This is a genomic window from Streptomyces sp. T12, from assembly GCF_028736035.1.
GTDB lineage: Bacteria > Actinomycetota > Actinomycetes > Streptomycetales > Streptomycetaceae > Streptomyces.
Map to the genome: position 1 here is coordinate 425,228 of NZ_CP117866.1, position 25,338 is coordinate 450,565.

The window sequence follows — 25,338 nt, forward strand, 5'->3', positions numbered from 1 at the left end:
CTCATAAGGACTGAACAGTCATGGCAACCCATCCCGAAGCCGCCGCCCTCCTCGCCCGTTCCCATCGGCTCGGCTCCGACCCCCGCAACACCAACTACGCCGGCGGAAACGCCTCCGCCAAGGGCACCGACACCGACCCCGTCACCGGTGGTGACGTCGAGCTGATGTGGGTCAAGGGGTCCGGTGGTGATCTCGGGACGCTCACCGAGGCCGGGCTGGCCGTGCTGCGGCTGGACCGTATGCGGGCGCTCGTCGACGTCTATCCCGGCGTCGAGCGCGAGGACGAGATGGTCGCCGCCTTCGACTACTGCCTGCACGGCAAGGGCGGGGCCGCTCCCTCCATCGACACCGCCATGCACGGGCTCGTCGAGGCCGCGCACGTCGATCATCTGCACCCCGACTCCGGCATCGCGCTCGCCTGTGCCGCCGACGGCGAGAAGCTGACCGCCGAGTGTTTCGGTGACACCGTGGTGTGGGTGCCGTGGCGGCGGCCCGGGTTCCAGCTGGGGCTCGACATCGCCGCGGTCAAGGACGCCAACCCGCAGGCGATCGGGTGCATCCTCGGCGGGCACGGCATCACCGCCTGGGGCGACACCTCCGAGGAGTGCGAGCGCAACTCGCTGCACATCATCCGCACCGCCGAGGCGTTTCTCGCCGAGCGCGGGAAGCCGGAGCCCTTCGGGCCGGTGATCGAGGGGTACGCGGCGCTCGGCGCCGTCGAGCGGCGGGAGCGGGCCGCGGCGCTGGCGCCGGTCATCCGCAGCATCGCCTCCCAGGACCGGCCGCAGGTCGGTCACTTCACCGACTCCGAGGTCGTCCTCGACTTCCTCGCGAGCGCCGAGCACCCGCGCCTCGCGGCCCTGGGCACCTCGTGCCCGGACCACTTCCTGCGGACCAAGGTCCGGCCGCTCGTCCTCGACCTGCCGCCCACCGCTCCCCTCGACGAGGCCGTCGCCCGGCTCAAGGAGCTGCACGCCGAGTACCGCGAGGAGTACGCCGCCTACTACCGGCGGCACGCGCTGCCCGACTCCCCCGCCATGCGCGGCGCCGACCCGGCGATCGTGCTGATCCCGGGGGTCGGCATGTTCAGCTTCGGCAAGGACAAGCAGACCGCCCGGGTCGCGGGTGAGTTCTATGTCAACGCCATCAATGTGATGCGGGGGGCGGAGGCTGTCTCGGCCTACGCGCCCATCGAGGAGTCGGAGAAGTTCCGTATCGAGTACTGGGCGCTGGAGGAGGCCAAGCTTCAGCGGATGCCTAAGCCCAAGCCGCTCGCGACGCGGGTCGCGCTCGTGACCGGCGCGGGCAGCGGGATCGGGAAGGCCATCGCGCAGCGGCTCGTCGCCGAGGGCGCGTGTGTGGTCGTCGCCGATCTCAACGCCGAGAACGCCCAGGCCGTCGCCGAGGAGCTCGGCGGGTCCGACAAGGCCGTCGCGGTGACGGTCGACGTCACGTCCGAGGAGCAGATCGCCGAGGCCTTCAAGGCGGCGGTGCTGGCCTTCGGCGGGGTCGATCTGGTGGTCAACAACGCCGGTATCTCCATCTCCAAGCCGCTGCTGGAGACCTCGGCGAAGGACTGGGACCTGCAGCACGACATCATGGCGCGCGGTTCCTTCCTCGTGTCGCGGGAGGCGGCGCGCGTGATGATCGCTCAGCAGCTGGGCGGTGACATCGTCTACATCGCCTCGAAGAACGCCGTCTTCGCCGGACCCAACAACATCGCCTACTCCGCCACCAAGGCCGACCAGGCCCATCAAGTGCGGCTGCTCGCCGCCGAGTTGGGCGAGCACGCCATCCGCGTCAACGGGATCAACCCGGACGGCGTGGTACGTGGGTCCGGGATCTTCGCCGGTGGCTGGGGGGCCAAGCGGGCCGCCGTGTACGGGGTGGAGGAGGAGAAGTTGGGCGAGTTCTACGCCCAGCGGACCATCCTCAAGCGCGAGGTGCTCCCCGACCATGTCGCGAACGCCGTCTTCGCCCTCACCGGCGGGGACCTGACCCACACCACGGGACTGCACATCCCGGTCGACGCCGGCGTCGCGGCCGCCTTCCTGCGGTGAGCGCGGCCGTGAAGTCGTACGCCGCGGTCGACCTGGGCGCCTCCAGCGGGCGCGTCATGGTCGGCCGCGTCGGCCCCGACAGCCTGGAGCTGACCGAAGCGCACCGCTTCCGGAACCGGCCCGTGCGGGTGCCCGAAGGGCTGCGCTGGGATGTCCTCGCCCTGTACGCGGGGGTGCTGGAGGGGCTGCGGGCGGCCGGTGCCCACGGCGGTGGACGACTCGACTCCGTCGGCATCGACAGCTGGGCCGTGGACTACGGGCTGTTGGACGCCGACGGGGCACTGCTCGGCAATCCCGTGCACTACCGCGACTCCCGGACCGAGGGCGTCGCGGAGAAGGTGTGGGCGACCGTCCCGGCGGCGGAGTTGTACGCCGCCACCGGGTTGCAGTACGCGCCCTTCAACACCCTGTACCAGCTGGCCGCCGCCCGGTCCTCGGCCCAACTGCCGTATGCCAAGCGGCTGTTGCTCATCCCCGACCTGCTGGCGTACTGGCTCACCGGCGAGCAGGGCACCGAGCTCACCAACGCCTCCACCACCCAGCTGATCGACCCGCGGACGCGGGACTGGTCTTACGACATCGCCTCCCGGCTGGGCATCGACCTGGGCCTGTTCGCACCGCTCAGGCGACCCGGCGATCCCGCGGGGCTGCTGCGCGGCGAGGTGCTGGAGGAGACCGGGCTGAGCGGTCCGGTGCCGGTGACGGCGGTCGGGTCGCACGACACCGCGTCCGCCGTGGCCGCCGTCCCGGCCGAGGGCGAGCGGTTCGCGTACATCTGCACCGGCACCTGGTCGCTGGCGGGCCTCGAGCTGGGCGCCCCCGTGCTCACCGAGGAGAGCCGGGCCGCGAACTTCACCAACGAGCTGGGGCTGGACGGCACGGTCCGGTATCTGCGGAACATCATGGGGCTGTGGCTGCTCCAGGAGTGCGTACGGGCGTGGGGCGAACCCGATCTGGGCGGGCTGCTGCTCGACGCGTCCAAGGTGCCGGCGCTGCGGTCGGTCGTGGACGCGGGGGACGCGGCGTTCCTGGCGCCGGGGCGGATGCCGGAGCGGATCGCCGAGGCGTGCCGTGCCTCGGGGCAGCCGGTGCCCGCATCGCCCGCCGAGATCACGCGCTGCATCCTCGACTCGCTCGCCCTCGCCCACCGCAGGGCGATCGCCGAGGCACAGCGGCTGGCCGACCATCCGGTCGACGTCGTGCACGTCGTCGGGGGCGGCACGCGCAACGCTCTGCTGTGCCAGCTGACCGCCGACGCCTGCGGGCTTCCGGTGGTGGCCGGCCCGACCGAGGCCGCCGCCCTCGGAAACGTCCTGGTCCAGGCACGGACCCACGGGCTGGTCGGCGACCTTGCCGACGGGCGGCGACTGCTCACCCGTACGCAGCCGTTGACCCGGTACGAGCCGCGGGGGGACGCGGCGCGCTGGAGCGAGGCGGAGGCCCGGCTCACCCGAGGGTGAGCGGGGTCTCCCCCCGGCCGCGTGTCCGCATTACCCTGCACTCATCCGATGATCGATCACAAGGAGCCGCGATGCGTGTCGCCCTGTTCCTGACCTGTGTCAACGACACGCTCTATCCGGACACCGGGCGCGCCGTGGTGAAACTGCTGACCAGGCTGGGCGTCGAGGTCGACTTCCCGATGGCCCAGACCTGCTGCGGGCAGGCGCACTACAACACCGGATACCGGCACGAGGCCGAGCCGCTGGCCCGGCATTTCTCCGATGTCTTCGGGGAGTACGAGGCGATCGTCACCCCGTCCGGGTCGTGTGGGGCGATGGTGCGGGAGCTGTATCCGCGGATGGGTGAGCGGGCCCGGGCCGAGGGGCGCGGGGACACGCTCGCGGCGACGCTGGCGCCGGTGGTGCCGAAGACGTACGAGCTGACGGAGTTCCTGGTGGATGTGCTGAGGGTGACGGACGTCGGGGCGTACTACCCGCACAAGGTCACCTATCACCCGACCTGTCACGGGCTGCGCGGCCTCGGCCTCGGCGACCGGCCCCGGCGGCTGCTCCAGGCCGTCAAGGGGCTGGAGCTGGCCGAGTTGCCGGGCGCCGACGAGTGCTGCGGCTTCGGCGGCACCTTCGCGCTGAAGAACGCCGATGTCTCGGCGGCGATGGGTGCGGACAAGGTCCGCAACGCCGAGTCGACCGGCGCCGACGTGCTGTGCGCGGCGGACAACTCCTGTCTGATGCACATCGGCGGGACCATGGCCCGGCTGCGGACCGGTATGCGGCCGGTGCACATCGCGGAGATCCTGGCGAGCACGGAGGAGGAGCCGGCCGTATGAGCGGGACGTTCGTAGGGATGCCGGCCTTTCCGAAGGCCGCGCACGAGGCCGTACACGACCAGACCCTGCGCGGCAATCTGCGGCACGCCACGCACACCATCCGCGCCAAGCGGGCGAACGCCGTCGCGGAGGTGTCCGACTGGGCGCAGTTGCGGGAGGCCGGGAAGCGGATCAAGGACCATACGCTGCGTCATCTCGACCGGTATCTCGTGCAGTTGGAGGAGGCGGTCACGGCGGCCGGCGGTACGGTCCACTGGGCCGCGGACGCCGACGAGGCCAACCGGATCGTGGCGGACCTCGTCAAGGCGACCGGTGAGTCGGAGGTCGTCAAGGTCAAGTCGATGGCCACGCAGGAGATCGGGCTGAACGAGGCGCTGGAGGCGGAGGGCATCCGCGCCTACGAGACCGATCTCGCCGAGCTGATCGTGCAGTTGGGCAAGGACCGGCCTTCGCACATCCTCGTTCCGGCGATCCATCGCAACCGGGCTGAGATCCGGGACATCTTCGAGCGCGAGATGAGCGAGTGGGGCCGCCCAGCCCCCGAGGGACTCACCGACACCCCCGCCGAACTCGCCGAGGCCGCCCGACTGCACCTGCGCGAGAAGTTCCTGCGGGCCAAGGTCGGCATCTCCGGCGCCAACTTCATGGTCGCCGAGACCGGCACGCTGGTGGTCGTGGAGTCCGAGGGCAACGGGCGGATGTGCCTGACCCTGCCCGAGACGCTGATCTCGGTCGTCGGCATCGAGAAGATCGTGCCCACGTGGCGGGACCTGGAGGTGTTCCTGCAGACACTCCCCCGCTCCTCCACCGCCGAGCGCATGAACCCGTACACGTCGATGTGGACCGGCACGACAGACTCCGAAACGGCTGACGGCCCGCAGGACTTCCACCTCGTCCTGCTCGACAACGGCCGCACGGACACGCTCGCCGACGAGGTCGGCCGCCAGGCCCTGCGCTGCATCCGCTGCTCGGCGTGCCTCAACGTGTGCCCGGTGTACGAGCGGGCCGGCGGGCATGCGTACGGCTCGGTCTACCCGGGCCCGATCGGCGCCATCCTCAGCCCTCAACTGAGGGGCGTGGCAAGCGAGATCGACGCCTCGCTGCCGTATGCGTCGTCGTTGTGCGGTGCCTGCTACGAGGTGTGCCCGGTCGCCATCGACATCCCCGAGGTGCTGGTGCATCTGCGGGAGCGGGTGGTGCAGGGCGGCCAGGTGACCGCGCGGGGCAACAAGGTGGTGCTGAAGCCGGCGAAGGGGCATGCCGCCGAGCGGGCCGCGATGCGGGCGGCGCGCTGGGCGTTCAGCCATCCCGGTGCTCTGCGCACCGGTCAGCGGCTCGCCTCGCGCACCCGCCGCCTGCATCCCCGGTCGCTGCCGGGCCCGGGCAAGGCGTGGAGCGACAGCCGGGATCTGCCGACGGTGCCCGCGGAGCCCTTCCGGGACTGGTGGCAGCGTACGCAGGGCGCGAAGGACGGTGCGAAGTGAGCAGCAGGGACAGGATCCTGGGCCGGGTGCGGCGCGCGCTGGCGGACGTGGCGGCCGAACGACAGGACGACACGCCGTACGAGCAGGCCGTTCCCCGCGACTATCTGCGCGAGCACGGGGAGCGCTCAGTCGCGGAGACGGTCGATCTGCTGGCCGAGAACCTGGCGGACTACCGGGCCGTGGTGCACCGCTGCACGGCCGCCGACCTCCCGGCGACGATCGCCGGGATGCTCGCCGCGCGGGGTGCGAAGACGGTGCTCGTGCCGCCGGGGCTGGAGCCCGAGTGGCTCTCGGCGGCCGACGCGGAGCGGATCCCGGACCGGACGGAGAGCACCCCGGACGAACTGGACCGGATCGACAGTGTGGTCACGGCGTGCGCGGTGGCCGTCGCCGAGACCGGCACCCTCGTCCTGGACGGCTCGGCCGACCAGGGACGTCGCCGCATCACCCTCGTCCCCGACCACCACATCTGTGTCGTACGGGTCCCCGAACAGGTCGTGTCGTCCGTCCCGCAGGCCCTCGAACGCCTCGATCCCGCCCGCCCGTTGACGTGGATCTCGGGCCCCTCGGCGACCAGTGACATCGAGCTGGACCGGGTCGAGGGGGTGCACGGTCCGCGCACCCTGGAGGTCGTCCTCGTCGACTGAGTGATTCGCCTCAGATGTCGCGTGGCTCCAACGGCCGCACGGCGGGGCCCTGCACGACGCGGCCGTCGGGGTCGAAGCGGGAGCCGTGGCACGGGCATTCCCAGGCCCGTTCGGCGCGGTTGAACGCCACGAGACAGCCCAGGTGCGTGCACTTCGCGGAGACGGCGTGCACCTTCCCGTCCTCGTCGCGGTGGACGGCGCAGCGTTTCCCGGACACGTGGACGACGGCGCCGTCGCCGGGGGCGATATCGTCCACCGACGTGGCCGAGGGGCCCGGCAGGTGCTGGAGCCGGTCGCCGACGAAGTGGCGTGCCACGTCGGCCTGGTGCTTGAGGAAGTCCTTCCCCTCGCGCAGGACGGACGTCACGCGGCGCGGGTCGTACAGGTCGCTCCACGGGTTCTCGCGGCCGGTGATCAGATCGCACAGCAGGCGGCCCGACATGATGCCGCTCGCGAGTCCCCAGCCGCCGAAGCCGGTGGCCACGTAGGTGTGCCGGCTCCCGGGGTGCAGCGGGCCGACGAGGGGCACGGAGTCGGTGGGGTCGTTGTCCTGCGTGGCCCAGCGGTGCGTGAAGTCGAGGTCCCCGAAGCGCTCCACCGCCCACGCGGACAGGGTCTCGAACCGCGCCTCGACATCGTCGCCGGTGCCGGGGGTGAAGTGCTCGCCGGTGACGATGAGCAGGCGCTTGCCGTCCTCGTAGGGTGCCGTGCGGACGGAGCGGGTGTTCTGCTCGGGGGTGATGTACATGCCGGTCGGAGCCGCGGCCGACTCGATGGGAGCGGCGACCACGAGTTCGCGGCGGGGTGAGAGCCGGGTGAACAGCAGGGCCCGGTCGAAGATCGGATAGTGGGTGGCGACCACGACGGACCCCGCGGTCACCTTCACCCCGTCCTCGGTCGTCAGGACACACCGGTCGCCCTCGGAGAGACCGACCACGCGCGTGTGCTCGTGCACCCGGCCACCCAGGCGGCGCAGGTCCTCGGCCAGCGCCAGCAGGTACTTGCGGGGGTGGAACTGTGCCTGCTCCTCGACCCGGACCGCGCCCGCGACCGGGAACGGCAGATCCGTGTCGGTCACGTACTCGGCGCGCAGACCCGCCTCCCGGGCCGCGGTGGCCTCGGCCCGCAGCTCGTCGGTGCGGTCGCCGTCCTCGGCGTAGGTGTACGCCGCCGTGCCCTCCCAGTCGCACTCGATGCCGAGCGCGTCCGCGGTCTCGGCGGCGTGCCGGATCGCGTCCATCTGCGAGGCCGCGAACAGGCGCGCTCCCTCCTTGCCGCGGGTGCGGCGGAGCCGGTCGTAGATCAAGGTGTGCTGGGCGCTCAGCTTGGCCGTCGTGTGGCCGGTGACGCCGGCGGCGACCCGGTCCGCCTCCAGCAGGGCGACGCCGTGCCCGCGCCGGGCCAGCTCCCAGGCGGTGCTGAGCCCGGCGATGCCCGCCCCCACCACGGCGACCTCGACGGTGAGGTCACCGTCGGGTGGGGGTGCGAGCTCGCCGGGCGGTGCCGTCTCGATCCAGTACGACGTGTGGGTGCGGCCCTGATCGTCCATGGCGGCCGAGTTCCCCGCACCGACGGGGCCACACGACGGGCCGCCGGTCGGCCCACGGCGCAGGTCACCTGGTAGCGGCCCGACGGAAGGCGGTACTCGCCGCCCCGCCCTCGAAGCCCGGGAATCAGGCGCTCTTCCCCGATCGCCTCGTCGAGTCGCGGCTCAGGATGCCGAAGGCCCACCGCTCGTTGAAGCCCGCCACGAAGCCGATGGCGCTCCAGAAGCCCCAGAACTCGGTGCCCTGGGCGGCCGATCCCGGGCTCCCCGCGGCCGGGCAGATCTCGGCCGCGGTGGCGGGCGACTCGAAGACCGGCACGATGCCGCCGCTGAGCAGGAAGTACACGGCGAGGGCGAGTATCCAGCCGACGAACACGCGGTAGACGCCCTCGTGGCGCATGCTGCGGGCCATCTGGCCGGGGACGACGATGTCCTCGCGCCCGTCGCTCAGTCGGCGCGTCAGCTGGTCCACGCTGCCCCTGAGCCGCACCAGCACACTGAGCACGGCCCCGAACGCCCCGACGCCGCCGCACACGAACGCGCCGAGCAGGCTCCAGCGGTTGGCGCAGTTCAGCGTCACGCCGAGGGCGCCGAGCAGGTCGACGCCCCAGAGCAGCGGTACGGCGAGCAGGGCGAGGCTCGCGGCCGAGCCGACGGCGAGGCCGATGTTGAGGCCCCGGCTGACGGCGGTCGCACTGTCCTGCGCCAGCCGGCCCCTCAAGTCGGCGATCTCCTGGTCGAGATACTGGGTCAGGTGCTCGTTGGGCTTGGCGTCGGCGAGCCGCGGGTCGCTCAGCGCGTTGCCGAGCACCCGCACCACGGTGACCCGCGCCGAGATCCGCGTCCTGCGTTCGAAGGCGCGCTGCGAGGCACCGTGGAGAAGCTGCAGTTGCAGTTGCTGCTCGGGATACAGATCACCGAACTGCACATAGGTGCCGTCGAAGCCGGCCGGCACGACGTCCCTGAGCCCTTCGGGCCGCAACTCGGTGTCGGCCCCCTGGACCGACTCCCGCAATGCCCGCCACCACGGGTGGCGGCGTCCCTCATCGTCCGTCATGACAGTCCCCCGTTCATGACAGTCCCCCGTTGTCCGTCATGAGAAAGCTGTACCGGTGCCGGATCCCGGCCGGAAGCCTCCCCACGGCACCAGTCCGGTCACCGACGTCACGGAGCCGTGACCTCCGCCGTACATCCGTCGCCGCGCGGAGCCGTGACCGCGGCCGACCCCCCGTCGAGGGTGTCGCTGAGTACACCCGGCAATACGGGTTCTGCGCCCAATGTGGTCGGCCCCCCGGCTCCGTAGCTTCTTCGGCAGGGCACAGGGAGTGCCGGACGGAGAGTGATGACGATGTTGCGCGCAGGTTCGCGACGCACGCACGACAAGGGACCCGCCGCCGAGGCGCTCCGGCTGGTCAAGGTCACCAAGACCTACGGTGCGCACGACAGTGCCGTGACCGCTCTGGACGGGGTCACCCTCGGTCTGGGGCGGGGCACCTTCACCGCGGTGATGGGGCCTTCGGGGTCCGGCAAGACCACGCTGCTGCACTGCGCGGCCGGGCTGGACCGGCCGGACAGCGGCATCGTGCGGGTGGACGGCACCGAGCTGACCGGCGGCGGCGAGGCCGAGCTGACGAAGTTCCGGCGGGGACGGATCGGGTTCGTGTTCCAGCAGTACAACCTGCTTCCGACGCTGACCGTCGCCCAGAACACGGTGCTGCCGCTCAAGCTCGCCGGGCAGCGTGTCGACCGCGAGCGGGCCAAGGAGGTCCTGACCTCCGTCGGCCTCGGCGACCGGCTCGGGCACCGCCCCGACCAGTTGTCCGGCGGTCAGCGGCAACGCGTGGCGATCGCCCGCGCCCTGGTCACGGAGCCTCGGGTGATCTTCGCGGACGAGCCGACCGGTGCCCTGGACACGCGCAACGCACGCGACGTGCTGCGGTTGCTCCAGCAGGCGGTGCGGGTGCACGGCCGGACCGTGGTGATGGTGACCCATGACCCGGTCGCCGCCTCCTACGCCGACTCGGTGTTGTTCCTGGCGGACGGCCGGCTGGCGGGCCGGTTGGACGCCCCGACGGCGGACGCGGTGGCCGAACGCCTCGCGCACCTGGGCGACAACGTGGCGACGGGGGTGTGAGCGATGTTCCTGCTGGCCATGCGGTCGATACGGCACCGCCCCGGACGGTTCCTCGCGACACTGCTGTCCGCGTTCCTGGGCGCGGCGATCATCATGACGTTCCACTCGATGCACGACACGGCGGCGCAGGACGGCGTCGACGCGACCAGCGCGGAGACCCTGTCCACCGCGGCGGGCGTCGTCGGCGGCTACGGCACCCTGCTGGTGTTCTTCGCCGTCGCCTCCACCCTGACGGTCAACGTCCGCCAGCGCGCCGCCGAGTTGGCGCTGCTGCGCTGCTCGGGGGCGACTCCGGCGCAGCTCAAGCGGATGGTGGTGGGCGAGGCAGTGGTCGTGGCCCTGGTGGGCGCGGCGCTGGCGATCGGCCCGGCGATGCTGGGTGGGCAGGCACTGCTGGAGGTGTTCCAGGACAGCGGTCAGGTCGCCGGATCCGTCGACCACTCCTTCGGCCCGATCGCTCTGACGACGGGCATCGCCATCACGCTGCTGGCGTCGGCGGGCGCCGCCTTCCTCGCCGTACGGCGGGCGACGCGCGGGCATGAACGGCGGGGCGGGGCACGCAGGTTCCTCGCGTACGCGGCGCTGCTCGCCGGTGCGGCGTCGGTCGCCTCCACCTTCGTGTTCTCGGCGACGGACGCGGCCCTGATGGCGCCGCCGGCCTACGGGGCGATCCTGCTGTCGGTGGGCTTCGCGCTGATGGCACCACGACTACTGGAGGGCGTACTGGACCGGCTGCCGCTGAGCGGGGCGAGCGGCTGGCTGGCCGTACGGAATCTGCGGGAGCGGGCCGGTCATCTGGCCGGGATCCTGATGTCGCTGATCCTGTTCACCGCGGTGGCCACGGCCACGCTCACCATGCAGGCGGTGGAGAGCGACGCCGTCGAGGCCTCGGGTCTGACGAAGTCGATCGACGCCAAGAACCTGGAGACGCTCAACTTCACGGTCGTCGGCATCATCGTGGTCTTCGTCTGCGTGATGCTGGTCAACTCGCTTTACGCCGCGACGAGTTACCGCGCCCGGGAGTTCGGGCAGCAGCGCCTGGCGGGGGCGACGCCGGGCCAGGTGCTCGGGACGGTCGGTGTCGAGACGCTCATTCTGACCGTCACCGGAGTCCTCTTCGGCATGGTGGCCGCGCTGGCCGGGATCGTCCCGTTCACCGTGGTCCGCACCGACGGGGTGCTTCCGGGCGAGGTCTACGACATCGGGGTCGCGGTGGCCGCGACCGCGGCGGCGGTGACGCTGGGGACGAGCCTGGTCACGGCCCGGCGGACGCTGCGCACTCCGGCGGTCGGGGCGGTGGCCGTGGCGTCATGAGAACGGTGACGTCACGAGAAGGACCTCTGCGACGAGGGGCGGCTGCTTCGGCGGCCGCCCCTCCCTTCACTTCACGCCGGACGCGTCCAGCAGCGCGATCACGGTCGCGGTGGCCAGCCCGTCCAGCGTCTCGACCTTCGCGCCCGCGCGCGCACTGGCCCCGTCGAAGACCAGCATCAGCTGGCGGGCGAGCAGCTCGGGATCCCGCGCCCCGCCCTGCTCGGCCTGCGCACGGAAGTAGCCCTGAAGCCCCTCCTTCGCCGCCCGCGCGACCACACTCGCCGGATGCTCGGGGTCCTTCAGCTCGACCAGCGCGGCGAGATAGGGGCAGCCCTGGTAGGCGGGCTCGGCGGACGCCGCCTCCAGCCGTTCGAAGACGTGCAGGATCCGTTCGCGGGGCGTGCCGGTCTCCTGCGAGCCGGGCACGAGCTGGGCCTCGTACGCCGGAAGCCGTCGCTCCAGGCTCGCCGCGAGGACCTCGTCCTTGCTCGCGAACAGCTGGTACATGGACCGCTTCGAGACCCCGGCGGTCCGGCACAGCGCCTCGACGCCGATGGAGACGCCGTCGCGGTAGAACAGCTCGGCCGCCGCGTCGAGGAGCCGGTCCTTGGTGGACGCCTTGTCTGTAGTGGCCATACGGGCGAGGTTACCTCGGCACCGGACGCGAGGAACCGATCGGTATACCACCTTCCGATGCACGGAACACCCGTGGCATCATCGGGTGAACAAGCGCTTAGATATGTATCCCGACTGTCGCCGCCGAGCTGGAGGCCCCGTTGTTCACATCCGTCGACGACGTCTCCGCACGTCTGGCCGAGACCGGCTATCTCGCCTCGCCCGCGGTCGCCACGACCGTCTTCCTCGCCGACCGCCTCGGCAAGCCGCTCCTGGTGGAGGGCCCCGCCGGGGTCGGCAAGACGGAGCTGGCCAAGGCCGTCGCCGAGGTCGCCGGGGCGCGGCTGGTACGCCTGCAGTGCTACGAAGGGGTCGATGAGTCCCGGGCGCTGTACGAGTGGAACCACGCCAAGCAGCTGCTGCGCATCAGCGCGGGCCGCGACGAGACGTGGGACGAGGCACGCACGGACATCTTCAGCGAGGAGTTCCTGCTCACGCGGCCACTGCTGACGGCCATCCGGGGCGACGACGCCAAGGTGCTGCTGATCGACGAGACCGACAAGGCGGACGTCGAGGTGGAGGGCCTGCTGCTGGAGGTCCTCAGCGACTTCCAGGTGACCGTCCCCGAGCTGGGCACCATCAGCGCGACGCGCCGCCCGTTCGTCGTCCTCACCTCCAACGCGAGCCGGGAGCTGTCCGAGGCGCTGCGCCGCCGCTGCCTCTTCCTGCACATCGGCTTCCCCGAAGAGGAGATGGAGCGCCGGATCGTACGGCTGAAGGTGCCGGGGCTCGACGAGGCGCTGGCCCGGTCGGTCGTCCGGGTCGTGGGCGCGCTGCGGGCGATGGACCTGCGCAAGGTGCCCTCGGTCGCCGAGACCATCGACTGGGCGCGCACGCTGCTCGCGCTCGGCGCCGACACGCTGGACGAGACGGTCATGCAGGCCACCCTCGGCGTCCTCCTCAAGCACCAGGACGACGTGCTCAAGGCGTCCGCCAAGCTGGACCTGGACACCCTGGACGCCCTGTGACCACGCCCGCCGGTGTCGCGGAGCGGCTGACGTCCCTCGTCGGGGCGCTGCGCGCGCACGGCGTGCGGATCGGTACCGGCGAGACGGTGGACGCGGCGCAGGCGGTGGAGGCGCTCGGCCTCGCGGACCGGGAGCTGCTGCGCGAGGGGCTGGCGGCGACGCTGTTGCACGGCAACGGCCAGCGTCAGGTGTTCGACCCGGTCTTCGACCTGTACTTCCCGCGCGGTGTCGGCGCGCCGGAGCAGAAGACCGCGGGACGGGACGACCTGCGCGAACGGCTGGCGGCCGCGCTCACCGCCGACGACCAGGTGATGATGGGCCGGTTGGCCGTCGAGGCGGTCGACGGCTTCGGTGGCTACGGTTCCTCGCCGGAGTCGGACGGCTGGTCGTCGTACCAGGCACTCGAACGACTGCGTCCGCAGACCCTGCTCGCCCGTGTCCGTGACAACATCCGTGCGCAGGGCGGCAGTTCGGGGTTCGCCGACCGGCTGCTGGAGGACGAGATCCGGCGGCGCATCGAGGCGTTCCGGGCGCTGGTGGCCGCGGAGGCGCGGCGCCGGGTCGCCGAGCGGCGCGGCCGCGACGAGATCGCCCGGCGGGCGGTGACCCCGACCGCCGACCGGGTCGACTTCCTGTTCGCGGGGAAGGCTCAACTGGCCGAGCTGCGCAGGGCTGTTCAACCGCTCGCCCGCAAGCTCGCGACCCGGCTCGCGGCACGTCGCCGCCGCGCCTCCCGGGGCTCGATCGATCTACGGCGGACCCTGCGCGGGTCGCTGTCGACGGGCGGGGTGCCCATGAAGCCGGTGCTGCGCCGACGGCGTCCCGTCCGCCCCGAACTGGTGCTGCTGTGCGATGTGTCGGGCTCGGTGTCCGGCTTCTCGGACTTCACGATGCTGCTGGTGCAGGCCCTGCACGACCAGTTCAGCAAGGTGCGCGTGTTCGCCTTCGTCAACCGGATCGACGAGGTGACCGGGCTGCTCGAACGCGGCACCGCCGACCCGGAAGGGCTCAATGCGCGCATCGAGGCGGAGGCCAGGCTCACCGCCTGGCACGGCAGCAGCGACTACGGCATGGCGCTGGGCGAGTTCGCCGAGCGGTACGGCGACGCGGTCGGCCCGCGCACGACCGTGTTCGTCCTCGGCGACGCCCGCACCAACAGGAGCGACCCGAACCTGCCGGCCGTACGGCAGATCGCCGGCCAGGCACGCCGCGTCTACTGGTTGAACCCCGAGCAGCGCTCCCGCTGGGGCACGGGCGACTCCGCCGCGCCCGCTTACGCCGAGCTGGTCGAGATGCACGAATGCCGCACCGCCCGGCAGCTCAGCGCGCTGGTGGCGCGCCTGCTGCCGGTGTGATCAGGCGCCGATCAGGAGCTGATCAGACGGCGGCGAGCTGCGGGTAGAGGGTGACCGGATCGGCCGCCAGCCCCGCCTTGACCTGCCGCGAGATGTCATCGGCCAGCACCTCGAAGGCGCCCGAGGCGATCCCGTCGAGGGCTTGTGCCGCCACGCTCTCGGCCGTGGACTTGGGCGCGTCGATGCCGGCGGTCAGGTCGGTGTCGACGTACCCGACGTGCAGGCCGGTGACGTCGATGCCGCGCGGCTTCAGGTCGAGGCGCAGCGAGTTGGTCTGTGACCAGAAGGCGGCCTTGGACGCGCTGTAGGAGCCGGCGAGGCCGATCCACGACAGCACGGAGTGGACATTGAGGATGTGGCCGCCGCCGTTGCGCTCGATCACGGGGACGAAGGCCCTGGTGACCAGGAGCGGTCCGTAGAAGTTGGTCTCGAATTCGCGCCGCACGTCCGCGACGGGCGAGTCGAGGAAGTTCGCGTTCACCGAGGCTCCCGCGTTGTTGATCAGCAGGGTGACGTCCTGCGCCTGCTCGGCGGCCGCCGCGACGGACGCGGGGTCGGTCACCTCGAGCGCGAGCGGCACGGCGTCGGGGTGCGTGACGGTGCGCGGGTCGCGGGCGGTGGCGTACACCTTCTTCGCGCCCCGCTCGTACAGGGCGGCGACCAGGGCGCGGCCGATGCCGCGGCTGCCGCCGGTGACCAGGGCGACGGAGCCTTCGATGGTGGTCATGGGTTTCTCCCGGATGTTTCGACACAGGCACAGGTATTTCGACACAGACACAGGAGACCGATCGGTTTCCGCATCGTCGAAGCCATGGTAAACCGATCGGTTTTCTCCGGGCAAGGCCGGGGTCGACTCCGGAGAAAATCAGGGTTCATCCCCGATATCCGGTTCCGTGGGCGTTCCGTACGCTCGCCACAAACAGAGGGGGACCCCATGAAGGCAGTGGTTCAGGACCGGTACGGCTCGGCGGACACGCTGGAGTTCAGGGACTTCGACACTCCGGTGCCGGCGGCCGACGAGGTGCTGGTGCGGGTGCACGCGGCCTCGGTCAACGCCTACGACTGGCATCTGATGCACGGCGACCCGAAGATCGCCCGCCTCGTCTTCGGGGTCACCAGGCCGAAGGCCAGGGTCCGGGGCCGGGACTTCGCCGGCCGCGTGGAAGCGGTGGGCAGCGGGGTCATAGGGCTCAAGCCCGGCGACGAGGTGTTCGGCGAGGCCGACGGCGCGTTCGCGGAGTTCGTGTGCGCCAAGGACAGCATGGTGGGCCCGAAGCCCGCCAACCTGACCTTCGAGCAGGCGGCCGCGATACCCCTGGCGGGGAACACCGCCCTGATCGGACTGCGGGACGTGGGCCGGGTGCAGCGGGGCCAGACGGTCCTGGTCAACGGCGCGTCGGGCGGTGTGGGCGCGTTCGCCGTGCAGCTCGCCAAGGCGTACGGCGCGGAGGTGACCGCGGTGTGCAGCACGAGGAACGTGGACCTGGTCCGCTCACTCGGCGCGGATCACGTCATCGACTACACACGCGAGGACTTCACCCGCGGCGCCCGGCAGTACGACGTCGTGCTGGACCTGGTGGGCAACCACTCGCTGTCCGAGTTCCGGCGCGCGGTCACTCCCACCGGCACGCTCGTGCTGTCCGGCGGCGGCGTGTACGAGGGCGGCAGCGTCGTCGGACCGATGGGGCTCTTCTTCAGGAGGCGGCTGGCGGCGCCCTTCGCCCGCCAGCGGCTGCTCGAACTCCCGGCCCACCAGAGCAGGGCGAACCTCGCCGCGCTGTGCGAACTCGCCGAGTCCGGGAAGATCGCCCCGGTCGTCGAGCGGACGTATCCGCTCAGCGAGGCGGCCGAGGCGATCCGGTACGTGGAGGTGGAGCACGCGCGCGCGAAGGTCGTCGTCACCGTGTGAGGTGCCGACGCGGGCCGAGCGGTGCCACGCGTGCCGCCGCTACTTCGACTTCGCGTACTCCCTCGCCGTCTGTCCCTGGAAGTCGTAGACCACGACCTGCTCGTCGCCCACGACCCAGGCGTCGTGTCCCGGCGAGCAGACGAAGACGTCGCCGGGGCCGACCTCTTGTTCGCCGCCGTCGTCCATCCGGATGTGCATGCGGCCTTGGACCATGTAGCAGTTGTGGTGCATCTGACAGCTCTCGGTGCCCGCGATCGGGGCCACGGACTCGGTCCAGCGCCAGCCGGGCTCGAAGGTCGCCACGGCGAAATCGAGATCCGTCATGTGGACGGCTTCGAGGTGGCCGCGGGGGAAATCACGGCGCTCGTCCGGCTTCTCGAGCGGCTTCACTTCCAACACCATGACGCACTCCCTTCCGGCCGCGGTTCACCGCGGCCTGGGCCGGTCTCCCCGGCGACCCTGGACACCGCCGTCGGCAGCCGACCCCCTACCACTCCATCGTCCGCTCGTCGAACCGGGGCCGCCATTCGGGGAACGCCCGCTCAGGCCTGCTTCCCGCAGAGCTCGGCAAAGCGCTCGGCGTCGATGTTGCCGCCGGAGATGATCACGCCGACCCGGCGCGGCAGCGCACCCGCCCTGCCGGTGAGCAGGGCGGCCAGCGGGGTGGCGCCGCTCGGCTCGACGACGATCTTCAGGCGTTCGAACGCGAAGCGCATCGCGTCCCGGATCTCGTCGTCGCTGACCAGCGCGATCTCGTCGACGAGCCGCCGGTTCACGGAGAAGGTCAGTTCCCCGGGTGTGTGCAGGGCCTGTCCGTCGGCGATGGTGTGCGGCACCGGGATGCTGATGCGCCGCCCCGCCTCCAGGGATCGCTTGGTGTCGTCGCCGGCCTCCGGCTCCACGCCGATCATCCGGATGCCCGGGTGCAGGCCCTTGGCCACCGTGGAACTGCCGGCGATCAGTCCGCCGCCGCCGACCGGCGTGACCAGTGCGTCCAACTCCCCCACTTCTTCGAGCAGTTCGAGGGCGGCAGTGCCCTGACCTGCGATGACATGCGGGTGCTCGTAAGGCGGGATGAGGGCGAGGCCGCGCTCGGCGGCCAGGGCCTCGCCGATCGCGACACGGTCGCCGGTGTAGCGGTCGTACGTGACGATCTCAGCGCCGTAGCCGGCGGTCGCCGCCCGCTTCGACGGCGGGGCGTCCTCGGGCATGACGATCACCGCGGTGGCGCCGAGTTCCCGGGCGGCCAGGGCGACGGCCTGGGCGTGGTTCCCGGACGAGTAGGCGGCGATGCCGCGGGTGAGCTGCTCCGGCGTCAGCCGCGAGGCCGCGTTGTAGGCGCCACGGAACTTGAAGGCGCCGACGCGCTGGAAGTTCTCGCACTTGAGGAAGACCTCGGCACCGACGAGTTCGTCGAGCGTGCGCGAGCGCAGCACCGGCGTGCGGTGCGCGACGCCCTTGAGCCGCGCGGCGGCATCGCGGACGTCGTCGAGGGTGACCGGCGGGGTGGTGGTCGTCACGCGTGTCCTCCAGGGGATGTCTTGTCGGTCGCTGCGCGATCGGCCGGGCGGTCCGGCGCTCGGTCGGTCGTGCCGTCCGGCGCCCGGTCCGGCACCGTCCGGGCGTCGGCGCGCGCCTGCGACAGATAGCTGTAGGCGGACGCACGGGAGATGCCGAGCCGGGCCGCGACCTGTTCGATCGCCCGCCGCACGGCGAAGACGCCCCGCTCGTCCAGGCCGCGGAACAGCTCCAGGCGCTGGGCGCGGTCGAGGGCGGCCCAACTGCCGTTCTGCCGGATCTGGTGGGCGTCGAGGATGGCGTCGACTACGGAGTCGATGTCGTTGCCGAAGGTGGTGACGGGCACGTCGGCCGGGGTGCCGCCGATGCCGGCGAGGGCACCGAGCAGGGCGTGGGCGTCGCTGACGGCGGTGATGTCCAGGTTGACGCAGAGGGCGCCGAACACGGTGCCCGTGGAGTCCCGCAGCACCATGGTGGACGCCTTGACCAGCTTGCCGCCCCGGGTCCTGGTGACGTAGTTCAGCTCGTCGCCCGCCCCGTCACCGCGCGCGACGATCCGCATGCCGATCTCGCTCATCGCCCCGCCCACGGCCCGCCCGGTCACCGACCCGGCCACGGCGACCACGGACTTCTCCGGCCGCCGGTAGTCATGCAGGACCACCTCGCACATCGGCCCGAACGTGGCCGCGAGCCCGTCGATGACGGGCGTCAGCGCGGCGACGATCGCGTCCCGCTCGGATTCCAGGCCCGGCTCGGCCGCCATCGCGCACTCCTCGTCCGCCCTTGGCCCGGCGTTCTGCCCACCGAGTCAGTTTCTAGACTACATGTCCAGTGTTTGTACTGGCAGTCCAGGACGTTGAGAGTGCGGCACGGATCTTGACGAGCGGCGTGATGTTACCGGTAACATCACGCCTCATGACAGTGACGTCGGCACCCCCGAACCCCCGGGTCTTCAGCCCCGCCGCCGTAGTCGCCTCCTGCGTGGGCTTCATGCTCATCGGCGTCCTCCAGGCTCTGTACGGCCCCGCGATTCCCGCCTTCCGCGAGGAGTTCGGCCTGTCCCCGTCGGCGGCCGGCCTCGGGCTGAGCGCGCACTTCGTCGGCGGGGTGGCCGGCGTGCTGCTCTTCGACCGGCTCTACGGCCGGATCGGCAACCGGCGGATCCTGGGCGCCTCGTATCTGCTGATGGCCGTCGGCGCAGCCGGCTTGGCGCTGGCGCCGAACTGGCCGGCCGCCCTGGCCATGGCCCTGCTGGCCGGGCTCGGCTTCGGCGGTATCGACTACGGCCTCAACCAGCTGTTCGCGGTCGGGTTCGGGCACCGCTCGACCGCCATGCTCAACTTCCTCCACGCCCACTTCGGCATCGGCGCGATCCTCAGCCCGGTTCTGATCGGCGTGGTCGGCGCCGCACACTACCCGGCCATCTTCCTCGGCTTCGCGCTGGCCAACCTGCCGCTGCTGCTGTGCCTGCGCGGCGTCCGCGACCGGGCGCCGCAGCCGTCCGAGGCGGCCGGCGAGTCGCACGGCGGCCAGGTCCTCGCCCGCAGCCTCGGCTCCGTGCTCGCCGTGTTCGTCACCCTGTACGTGCTGCACGTCGGCATCGAGGCAGGTGTCGGCGGCTGGGAACCGACCCATCTGGAGACCGTCGGGTACGGCGCCGGATTCGCCGCGACCGCCACGTCCGTGTACTGGCTGATGATGACGGTCGGCCGCTTCCTGGTCGCCCCGATCGCGCTGCGCTTCTCGGCCCAGGCCATCATCACGGTCTCGTGCGCGGGCATGACGGTGTGCCTGCTGCTCGCCACGGTTCCGGGGGCGGCCCCCTACGCGTACGCCGGCGTCGGCCTGTTCATCGCGCCGATCTTCCCCACCGGCCTGCCGTGGCTCCACCGGGCGGCCCCGCGGGCCCGCAGAGCGGGAGCGGTGGTCATCGCCGCCTCCATGGTCGGCGGCGTGGTGGCGGGCCCGGCGCTGGGCAAGGCCATCGAGTGGTCCGGGATCCGCGCGGTCCCGCTCCTGCTGTCCGGCGTCTCGGCGCTGTGCCTGGCCGCCACGCTCTGGCTGATCCGCAGTACCCGCACTCGCTGAACCCGCTGCGCACTTCATGGTGAAGGGAAGCTTCCGTATGTCCGCTCTGACGACGTCCCCCGACGGTTTTCTGCTGCACGGCGAGCCGTTCCGGATCATCTCCGGCGCGATGCACTACTTCCGGATCCACCCCGACCAGTGGGCCGACCGGCTGCGCAAGGCCCGCCTGATGGGGCTCAACTCGGTGGAGACGTATGTGCCGTGGAACCTCCACCAGCCCGATCCGGACGGCCCCCTCGTCCTCGACGGCTTCCTCGACCTGCCCCGCTATCTGCGCCTCGCCCGCGACGAGGGCCTGCACGTCCTGCTGCGCCCGGGGCCGTTCATCTGCGCCGAGTGGGACGACGGCGGTCTGCCCGCGTGGCTGATCGCGGACCACGACATCCAGCTGCGCACCAGCGACCCACGCTTCACCGGGGCGATCGACCGCTACCTCGACGCCCTGCTGCCTCCGCTGCTGCCGTACATGGCCGCGGCGGGCGGCCCGGTGATCGCCGTACAGGTGGAGAACGAGTACGGGGCCTACGGCGACGACTCCGCCTACCTCAAACACCTCGAACAGGCCTTCCGTTCCCAGGGCGTCGAGGAGCTGCTCTTCACCTGCGACCAGGCCAACCCCGAGCACCAGGCCGCCGGAAGCCTCCCCGGTGTACTGGCCACGGCCACCTTCGGCAGCCGGGTCGAGCAGAACCTGGCGGAGCTGCGCAGGCATCAGCCCGAGGGCCCCTTGATGTGCGCGGAGTTCTGGATCGGCTGGTTCGACCACTGGGGCGGGCCGCACCATGTGCGGGACGCGGCCGACGCCGCGGCCGACCTGGACCGCCTGCTGTCCGCGGGCGCCTCGGTCAACATCTACATGTTCCACGGCGGCACCAACTTCGGCTTCACCAACGGCGCCAACCACAAGCACGCCTACGAGCCCACCGTCACCTCCTACGACTACGACGCGGCCCTCACCGAGTGCGGCGACCCGGGCCCCAAGTACCACGCCTTCCGCGAGGTCATCGCCCGCCACGCGACGATTCCCGACGAGCCCGCTCCCGCACCTGTCCCCAAACTCCCGCCCGTCGCCGTCAAGTTGGACCGCCTGGCCCCGCTCCTCCCCCACGCCTCCACCCTCGCCGAACCGGTCCGCACCGACGACCCGGCCACGATGAACGACCTGGGCCTGCAGACCGGTTACGCCCTCTACCGCACGACCTTCGAGGCGGCGGGCGACGGTCTGCTGCACTTCGCGGGCGGTGTCGGCGACCGCGCCCAGGTCTTCGTCGACGGCGCCCCCGTCGGCGTCCTCGAACGCGAACGCCACGACGAGACCCTCCCCGTACGCGTCCCGCGCCCCGGCGCCACGCTGGAGGTCCTCGTCGAGAACATGGGCGGCGTCAACTACGGCCCCCGCATCGGCGCCCCCAAGGGCCTCCTCGGCCCTGCCACCTTCAACGGCACCCCCCTGCGGGGCTGGGACTGCCACCCCCTGCCGCTGCACAACCTGGACGCTGTGCCGTTCGAGCCGTCCGACGCGCCCACGGCCGCCGAACCCGCCTTCCACCACGGCACCTTCGAGGTCGACACCCCGGCCGACACCTTCCTCGCCCTGCCCGGCTGGACCAAGGGCCAGGCCTGGATCAACGGCTTCCACCTCGGCCGCTACTGGAACCGCGGCCCGCAGCACACCCTGTACGTCCCCGCGCCGGTCCTGCGCCCGGGCACCAACGACCTCGTCGTCCTGGAACTGCACGCCACCACCGCCACGCGCGCCCAGCTCACCGACACCGCAGACCTCGGACCGGAGAACACCTGGTGACCCACCCACACCGCCTGCGCATCCCCGCACCCGCCGCTCCCCCACTGACGGCTCACCTCCCGTTCGCCGACGCGCCCGGTGTCGCCGACCCGATCGAGGTGACCAGCCGCTGGCTCACCCGCTCGGGCCGCCCCTGGTTCCCGGTCTCCGGCGAGTTCCACTACTCCCGCTACCCCGCCGGGGAGTGGGAGGAGGAACTGCTGAAGATGAAGGCGGGCGGCGTGACCGCCGTGGCGAGCTACCTCATCTGGATCCACCACGAGGAGATCGAGGGCCGCGTCCGCTTCGACGGCAACCGCGACCTGCGCCGCTTCGCCGAACTGTGCGCCCGCCACGGCCTGGACTTCATCCCGCGCATCGGCCCCTGGTCCCACGCGGAGGTACGGAACGGCGGCCTGCCCGACTGGCTGCTGGCCCGCGACTGCACGCCCCGCACCGACGACCCGGCGTATCTGGAGCCGGTGCGCGGCTGGTTCGCGGCCATCGCCGAGCAGCTGCGCGGCCTCGACCGTGGCAACGGCGGCCCGATCATCGCGATCCAGATCGAGAACGAGCTCTACGACCAGCCCGGTCACCTCAGGACATTGAAGCGCCTCGCCCAGGAGGCCGGCCTGAGCGCACCGATGTGGACGTCGACCGCGTGGGGCGGCGTCCAGCTCCCGGGCGACGAACTGCTCCCCCTGTACGGGGGCTACCCCGAGGCCTTCTGGACCGAGGCGGACGGCGGCTGGCCCGACACCTGCCGCAAGCACTTCTTCTTCACCCACCAGCGCGACGACGAGGGCATCGGCGCCGATCTGCGGCCGACCACCGTCCGGGGCGGCGCCCCGGACGCCCTCGCGGACCGATTTCCCTGGGCCACCTGCGAGTTGGGCGGCGGCATGGCGGTGGCGTACCACCGGCGGCCGCGTCTCGACGCCGCCGACATCGGCGCGCTCGGGCTCACCAAGATCGGCTGCGGCTCGGTGTGGCAGGGCTACTACATGTTCCACGGCGGCACGAATCCGGCCGGGGAGCAATCCACACTCCAGGAGTCCCACGCCACCGGCTACCCCAACGACCTGCCCGTCCTGACGTACGACTTCCAGGCACCGCTCGGCGAGTACGGACAGTACCGCCCCTCGTACGACGAACTACGCCTGCAGCACCTGCTGTTGGCGGACTTCGGCCACCTCATCGCCCCGATGGAGTCCGTGCTGCCGGAGGGTCGGCCTGAGGGCCAGCATGATCGGGACACGCTGCGCTGGGCGGTCCGCGCGGACGGCACCTCGGGCTTCCTGTTCGTCAACAACCACCAGCCGCACGAACCCCTGCCCGACCGTCCGGACACCTCCTTCACCGTCGAATTCCCGGGCGGCGCCGGGACGTTGACGCTGCCCGGCTCGCCCGTCGCCGTGCCCGCCGGAGCCTACTTCTGCTGGCCGCTGCGGCTCGACGTCGCGGGTGTGCGGCTGGAGTGGGCGACCGGGCAGCCGGTGTGCACGGTCGGCCTGGACGGCCATCCGGTCCTGGTGCTGGCCGCCACCGACGGCGTCGCGCCCGAAATCGCCCTGGACGCGGGCACGGTGAAGTCCGTGAGCGCGCCGTCCGGGGACATCGCCGAGGTGGACGGCCGGATCCTGCTGACCGGACTGCGGCCCGGCACCGACGCGCTGGTCGAGGTGGAGGCGGTGGACGGCGGGCGGGTCGGCCTGCTGGTGCTGGACGCGGCGACGGCTCGTACCGTCTACCGGGGTGAGGCCTGGGGCGCCGAGCGGCTGGTGCTGTGCGCGGACGGGGTCGTCTTCGACCGCGACGAGGTGCGGGTGCACAGCACTGCCGTACGACCGTCGTTCGCCGTGCTGCCCGCGCCGGAGCATCCGCTGCTGGTGGACGGTGCGACGGTGGCCGCCGAGGCGGACGGGGTGTTCGCCCGCTACACCGTCGGGGGCGGCGGCGCGGAGGGTGAGGCCTCCGCGGTGCCGGTCACCCTCGTCCGGCCTGCCGGTCCGGCACCCGAGCCCTCGACCGGCGTGCTGGACCGGGCGAGCGCGCCTGCCGACAAGTACTTCGACACGGTGGCCGCCGAGTACCGCATCGACGTACCGGAGGATCTCCCGGACGGCACCGTCCTGCGGCTGCACTGGAGCGGGGACGTGGGGCGGGCGTATGTGGGGGACGCGTTGGTCGCCGACCAGTTCTTCTCGGGGCGGGTCTGGGACATCGGACGGCTCCCGGCGGGAGCGGTGCTGCGGGTGCGGGTACTGCCGCTGCACGCCGACGCCGGAGTCCACGTGCCGCGGGACGCAGGGGGCGCGGCGCGGACGGCTGCCGTGACGCGGGCCGAGTGGATCAGCAGCCGTACCTGGGCGGTCCGACCGCCGGGCTGAGCGGCGCCCATCCGGGATCCCGCCCCGTCGGCCTGCCTATGCTGGGGTCTGCCGGGGCGGGACACCACCGCCGTACCGACGTCGAGGAAACAGCCATCATGACCCGCAGCTCCGCCGACGGCTCCGCTCCGAGAGGGCGCAGCAGACGGAACTTCGCGGGCTCGCGTCCCGTGATGGACGACGTGGCCCGGCTGGCCGGTGTCTCCAAGCAGACCGTCTCGCGCGTCCTCAACGACCATCCGTCGGTGCGGCCCGAGACCCGCGAGACGGTTCTGACGGCCATGCGGACGCTGGGCTACCGACCGAGCCGCAGTGCCAGATCGCTGGCCAGCGGCAAGACCCGGATGCTCGGCGTGATCTCCTTCGACGCCGCCCGCTACGGCCCCGCCGCCATCCTCACCGCGATCAACACCGCGGCCCAGGAGGCCGGTTACCTGCTGAGCTCGATCGCGCTGGACACGGCCGAGCCGGACACGGTGGTCGAGGCGGTGAACCGGCTGTCGGCCGAGGGCGCGGACGGGGTGATCGCCATCGCCCCGCAGCTGTGGGTGGGCAAGACCCTGGCGGACACCCACCTCGACACCCCACTGGTCGTGCTGGAGAACGGCCTCGACGTCGACACCCAGCAGGTCACCGGCGACTCTCGGGCCGGGGCCCGCAAGGCCGTCGAGCATCTGCTGGGGCTGGGCCACCGCACCGTGTGGCACATCGCGGGCCCGGCCGGCTGGACCTCCGCCGACCACCGGACGGGCAGCTGGCAGACCTGTCTGGAGGCGGCCGGCGCCGAGGTCCCGGCCCCGCTGATCGGCGACTGGAGCGCCGACTCCGGCTATGAGCTGGGCCGGCAGCTGGCCCGGCGCCCGGAGGTCACGGCCGTGTTCGCCTCCAACGACCAGATGGCCCTCGGCCTGCTGCACGCCCTGCACGAATCCGGCCGCTCGGTCCCGGACGACGTCAGTGTCGTGGGCTACGACGACATCCCCGAGGCCGCGCACTTCCTGCCCCCGCTGACCACCGTACGCACGGACTTCGCCGAGATCGGCACGCGTTCGCTGCGCCTGCTGCTGGACCGGCTCGACGGCCCCGCCGAGCCGCCCCGGGTCGACTCGCTGGTCCCGGTCGACCTCGTGGTCCGTCGCAGCAGCGGCCCCGCGCCGGGGCACTGACGGCCCGTCGGTTC

21 protein-coding genes are annotated in these 25,338 nt (G+C 71.9%); 14 read left to right on the top strand and 7 right to left on the bottom strand.

Translation table 11 applies throughout. The features are described from left to right. Positions 1-20: 20 nt before the first annotated feature. The 5 genes from PBV52_RS01950 to PBV52_RS01970 all read left to right on the top strand — a co-directional run bounded on the left by PBV52_RS01950 (position 21) and on the right by PBV52_RS01970 (position 6,478). Entirely contained in the window at positions 21-2,060 is a 2,040-nt protein-coding gene (locus PBV52_RS01950; protein WP_274236509.1) for a bifunctional aldolase/short-chain dehydrogenase, read from the top strand. Between the two features lie 8 nt (positions 2,061-2,068). Continuing rightward, positions 2,069-3,520: a rhamnulokinase family protein gene (locus tag PBV52_RS01955; protein ID WP_274249225.1), complete on the top strand. Its 1,452-nt coding sequence runs from the start codon at positions 2,069-2,071 to the stop codon at positions 3,518-3,520. Positions 3,521-3,591: 71 nt separating this feature from the next. Then, entirely contained in the window at positions 3,592-4,347 is a 756-nt protein-coding gene (locus PBV52_RS01960) for a (Fe-S)-binding protein (RefSeq protein ID WP_274236510.1), read from the top strand. After that, positions 4,344-5,831, top strand: a complete 1,488-nt coding sequence (locus PBV52_RS01965) for a LutB/LldF family L-lactate oxidation iron-sulfur protein (protein WP_274236511.1) — start codon at positions 4,344-4,346, stop codon at positions 5,829-5,831. Before PBV52_RS01960 ends, PBV52_RS01965 begins: the two co-directional genes overlap by 4 nt. Continuing rightward, positions 5,828-6,478: an LUD domain-containing protein gene (locus tag PBV52_RS01970; protein WP_274236512.1), complete on the top strand. Its 651-nt coding sequence runs from the start codon at positions 5,828-5,830 to the stop codon at positions 6,476-6,478. Before PBV52_RS01965 ends, PBV52_RS01970 begins: the two co-directional genes overlap by 4 nt. Positions 6,479-6,488: 10 nt before the next feature. Here PBV52_RS01970 and PBV52_RS01975 read toward each other — a convergent pair whose 3' ends face one another. After that, positions 6,489-8,027, bottom strand: coding sequence for an FAD-dependent oxidoreductase (locus tag PBV52_RS01975; protein WP_274236513.1), 1,539 nt, complete (start codon positions 8,025-8,027; stop codon positions 6,489-6,491). A gap of 124 nt (positions 8,028-8,151) precedes the next feature. Continuing rightward, entirely contained in the window at positions 8,152-9,081 is a 930-nt protein-coding gene (locus PBV52_RS01980; RefSeq protein WP_274236514.1) for a hypothetical protein, read from the bottom strand. 291 nt (positions 9,082-9,372) lie between these two features. Here PBV52_RS01980 and PBV52_RS01985 point away from each other — a divergent pair, with 291 nt between their 5' ends. Both PBV52_RS01985 and PBV52_RS01990 read left to right on the top strand, forming a co-directional pair. Continuing rightward, positions 9,373-10,158 carry an ABC transporter ATP-binding protein gene (locus PBV52_RS01985; RefSeq protein ID WP_373921999.1) on the top strand — a complete coding sequence of 262 codons (786 nt, stop codon included), beginning with the start codon at positions 9,373-9,375 and terminating at the stop codon, positions 10,156-10,158. A 3-nt stretch (positions 10,159-10,161) separates the two neighbouring features. After that, complete coding sequence (locus tag PBV52_RS01990; protein WP_274236516.1) at positions 10,162-11,472, top strand: FtsX-like permease family protein; 1,311 nt, start codon at positions 10,162-10,164, stop codon at positions 11,470-11,472. Positions 11,473-11,538: 66 nt separating this feature from the next. Here PBV52_RS01990 and PBV52_RS01995 read toward each other — a convergent pair whose 3' ends face one another. After that, on the bottom strand, positions 11,539-12,108 hold the full coding sequence (locus PBV52_RS01995) for a TetR/AcrR family transcriptional regulator (RefSeq protein ID WP_274236517.1): 570 nt from the start codon (positions 12,106-12,108) through the stop codon (positions 11,539-11,541). A gap of 140 nt (positions 12,109-12,248) precedes the next feature. Between PBV52_RS01995 and PBV52_RS02000 the strand changes: the two genes are divergently transcribed. Next, a complete protein-coding gene (locus PBV52_RS02000; RefSeq protein WP_274236518.1) occupies positions 12,249-13,115 on the top strand; it encodes a MoxR family ATPase in 867 nt (288 codons plus the stop codon). Then, positions 13,112-14,470, top strand: a complete 1,359-nt coding sequence (locus PBV52_RS02005; RefSeq protein WP_274236519.1) for a VWA domain-containing protein — start codon at positions 13,112-13,114, stop codon at positions 14,468-14,470. The genes PBV52_RS02000 and PBV52_RS02005 overlap by 4 nt, the downstream gene beginning before the upstream one ends. Before the next feature lie 22 nt (positions 14,471-14,492). On the opposite strand, the gene PBV52_RS02010 is transcribed toward PBV52_RS02005, so the two are convergent. After that, on the bottom strand, positions 14,493-15,197 hold the full coding sequence (locus PBV52_RS02010; RefSeq protein ID WP_274236520.1) for an SDR family oxidoreductase: 705 nt from the start codon (positions 15,195-15,197) through the stop codon (positions 14,493-14,495). Positions 15,198-15,404: 207 nt separating this feature from the next. Between PBV52_RS02010 and PBV52_RS02015 the strand changes: the two genes are divergently transcribed. After that, entirely contained in the window at positions 15,405-16,379 is a 975-nt protein-coding gene (locus PBV52_RS02015) for an NAD(P)-dependent alcohol dehydrogenase (protein WP_274236521.1), read from the top strand. A gap of 39 nt (positions 16,380-16,418) precedes the next feature. Here the strand turns inward: PBV52_RS02015 and PBV52_RS02020 are convergent, their stop codons facing one another. The 3 genes from PBV52_RS02020 to PBV52_RS02030 form a co-directional block, all read right to left on the bottom strand. After that, the gene (locus tag PBV52_RS02020) at positions 16,419-16,778 is read right to left on the bottom strand and encodes a cupin domain-containing protein (protein ID WP_274249228.1); all 360 of its coding nucleotides are present in this window, start codon (positions 16,776-16,778) and stop codon (positions 16,419-16,421) included. Between the two features lie 143 nt (positions 16,779-16,921). Continuing rightward, positions 16,922-17,899 (bottom strand): threo-3-hydroxy-L-aspartate ammonia-lyase, encoded by a 978-nt coding sequence (locus PBV52_RS02025; protein WP_274236522.1) that lies wholly within the window; start codon positions 17,897-17,899, stop codon positions 16,922-16,924. Further along, complete coding sequence (locus tag PBV52_RS02030) at positions 17,896-18,660, bottom strand: transcriptional regulator (protein WP_274236523.1); 765 nt, start codon at positions 18,658-18,660, stop codon at positions 17,896-17,898. The genes PBV52_RS02025 and PBV52_RS02030 overlap by 4 nt, the downstream gene beginning before the upstream one ends. A gap of 152 nt (positions 18,661-18,812) precedes the next feature. Here PBV52_RS02030 and PBV52_RS02035 point away from each other — a divergent pair, with 152 nt between their 5' ends. From PBV52_RS02035 to PBV52_RS02050, 4 genes are all read left to right on the top strand, one after another. Then, positions 18,813-19,985, top strand: a complete 1,173-nt coding sequence (locus tag PBV52_RS02035) for a sugar MFS transporter (RefSeq protein ID WP_274236524.1) — start codon at positions 18,813-18,815, stop codon at positions 19,983-19,985. 37 nt (positions 19,986-20,022) lie between these two features. Next, the gene (locus PBV52_RS02040; RefSeq protein WP_274236525.1) at positions 20,023-21,789 is read left to right on the top strand and encodes a beta-galactosidase; all 1,767 of its coding nucleotides are present in this window, start codon (positions 20,023-20,025) and stop codon (positions 21,787-21,789) included. Next, positions 21,786-24,158, top strand: a complete 2,373-nt coding sequence (locus PBV52_RS02045) for a beta-galactosidase (RefSeq protein ID WP_274236526.1) — start codon at positions 21,786-21,788, stop codon at positions 24,156-24,158. The genes PBV52_RS02040 and PBV52_RS02045 overlap by 4 nt, the downstream gene beginning before the upstream one ends. A 98-nt stretch (positions 24,159-24,256) precedes the next feature. Then, positions 24,257-25,324: a LacI family DNA-binding transcriptional regulator gene (locus tag PBV52_RS02050; RefSeq protein WP_274236527.1), complete on the top strand. Its 1,068-nt coding sequence runs from the start codon at positions 24,257-24,259 to the stop codon at positions 25,322-25,324. Positions 25,325-25,338 lie beyond the last annotated feature (14 nt).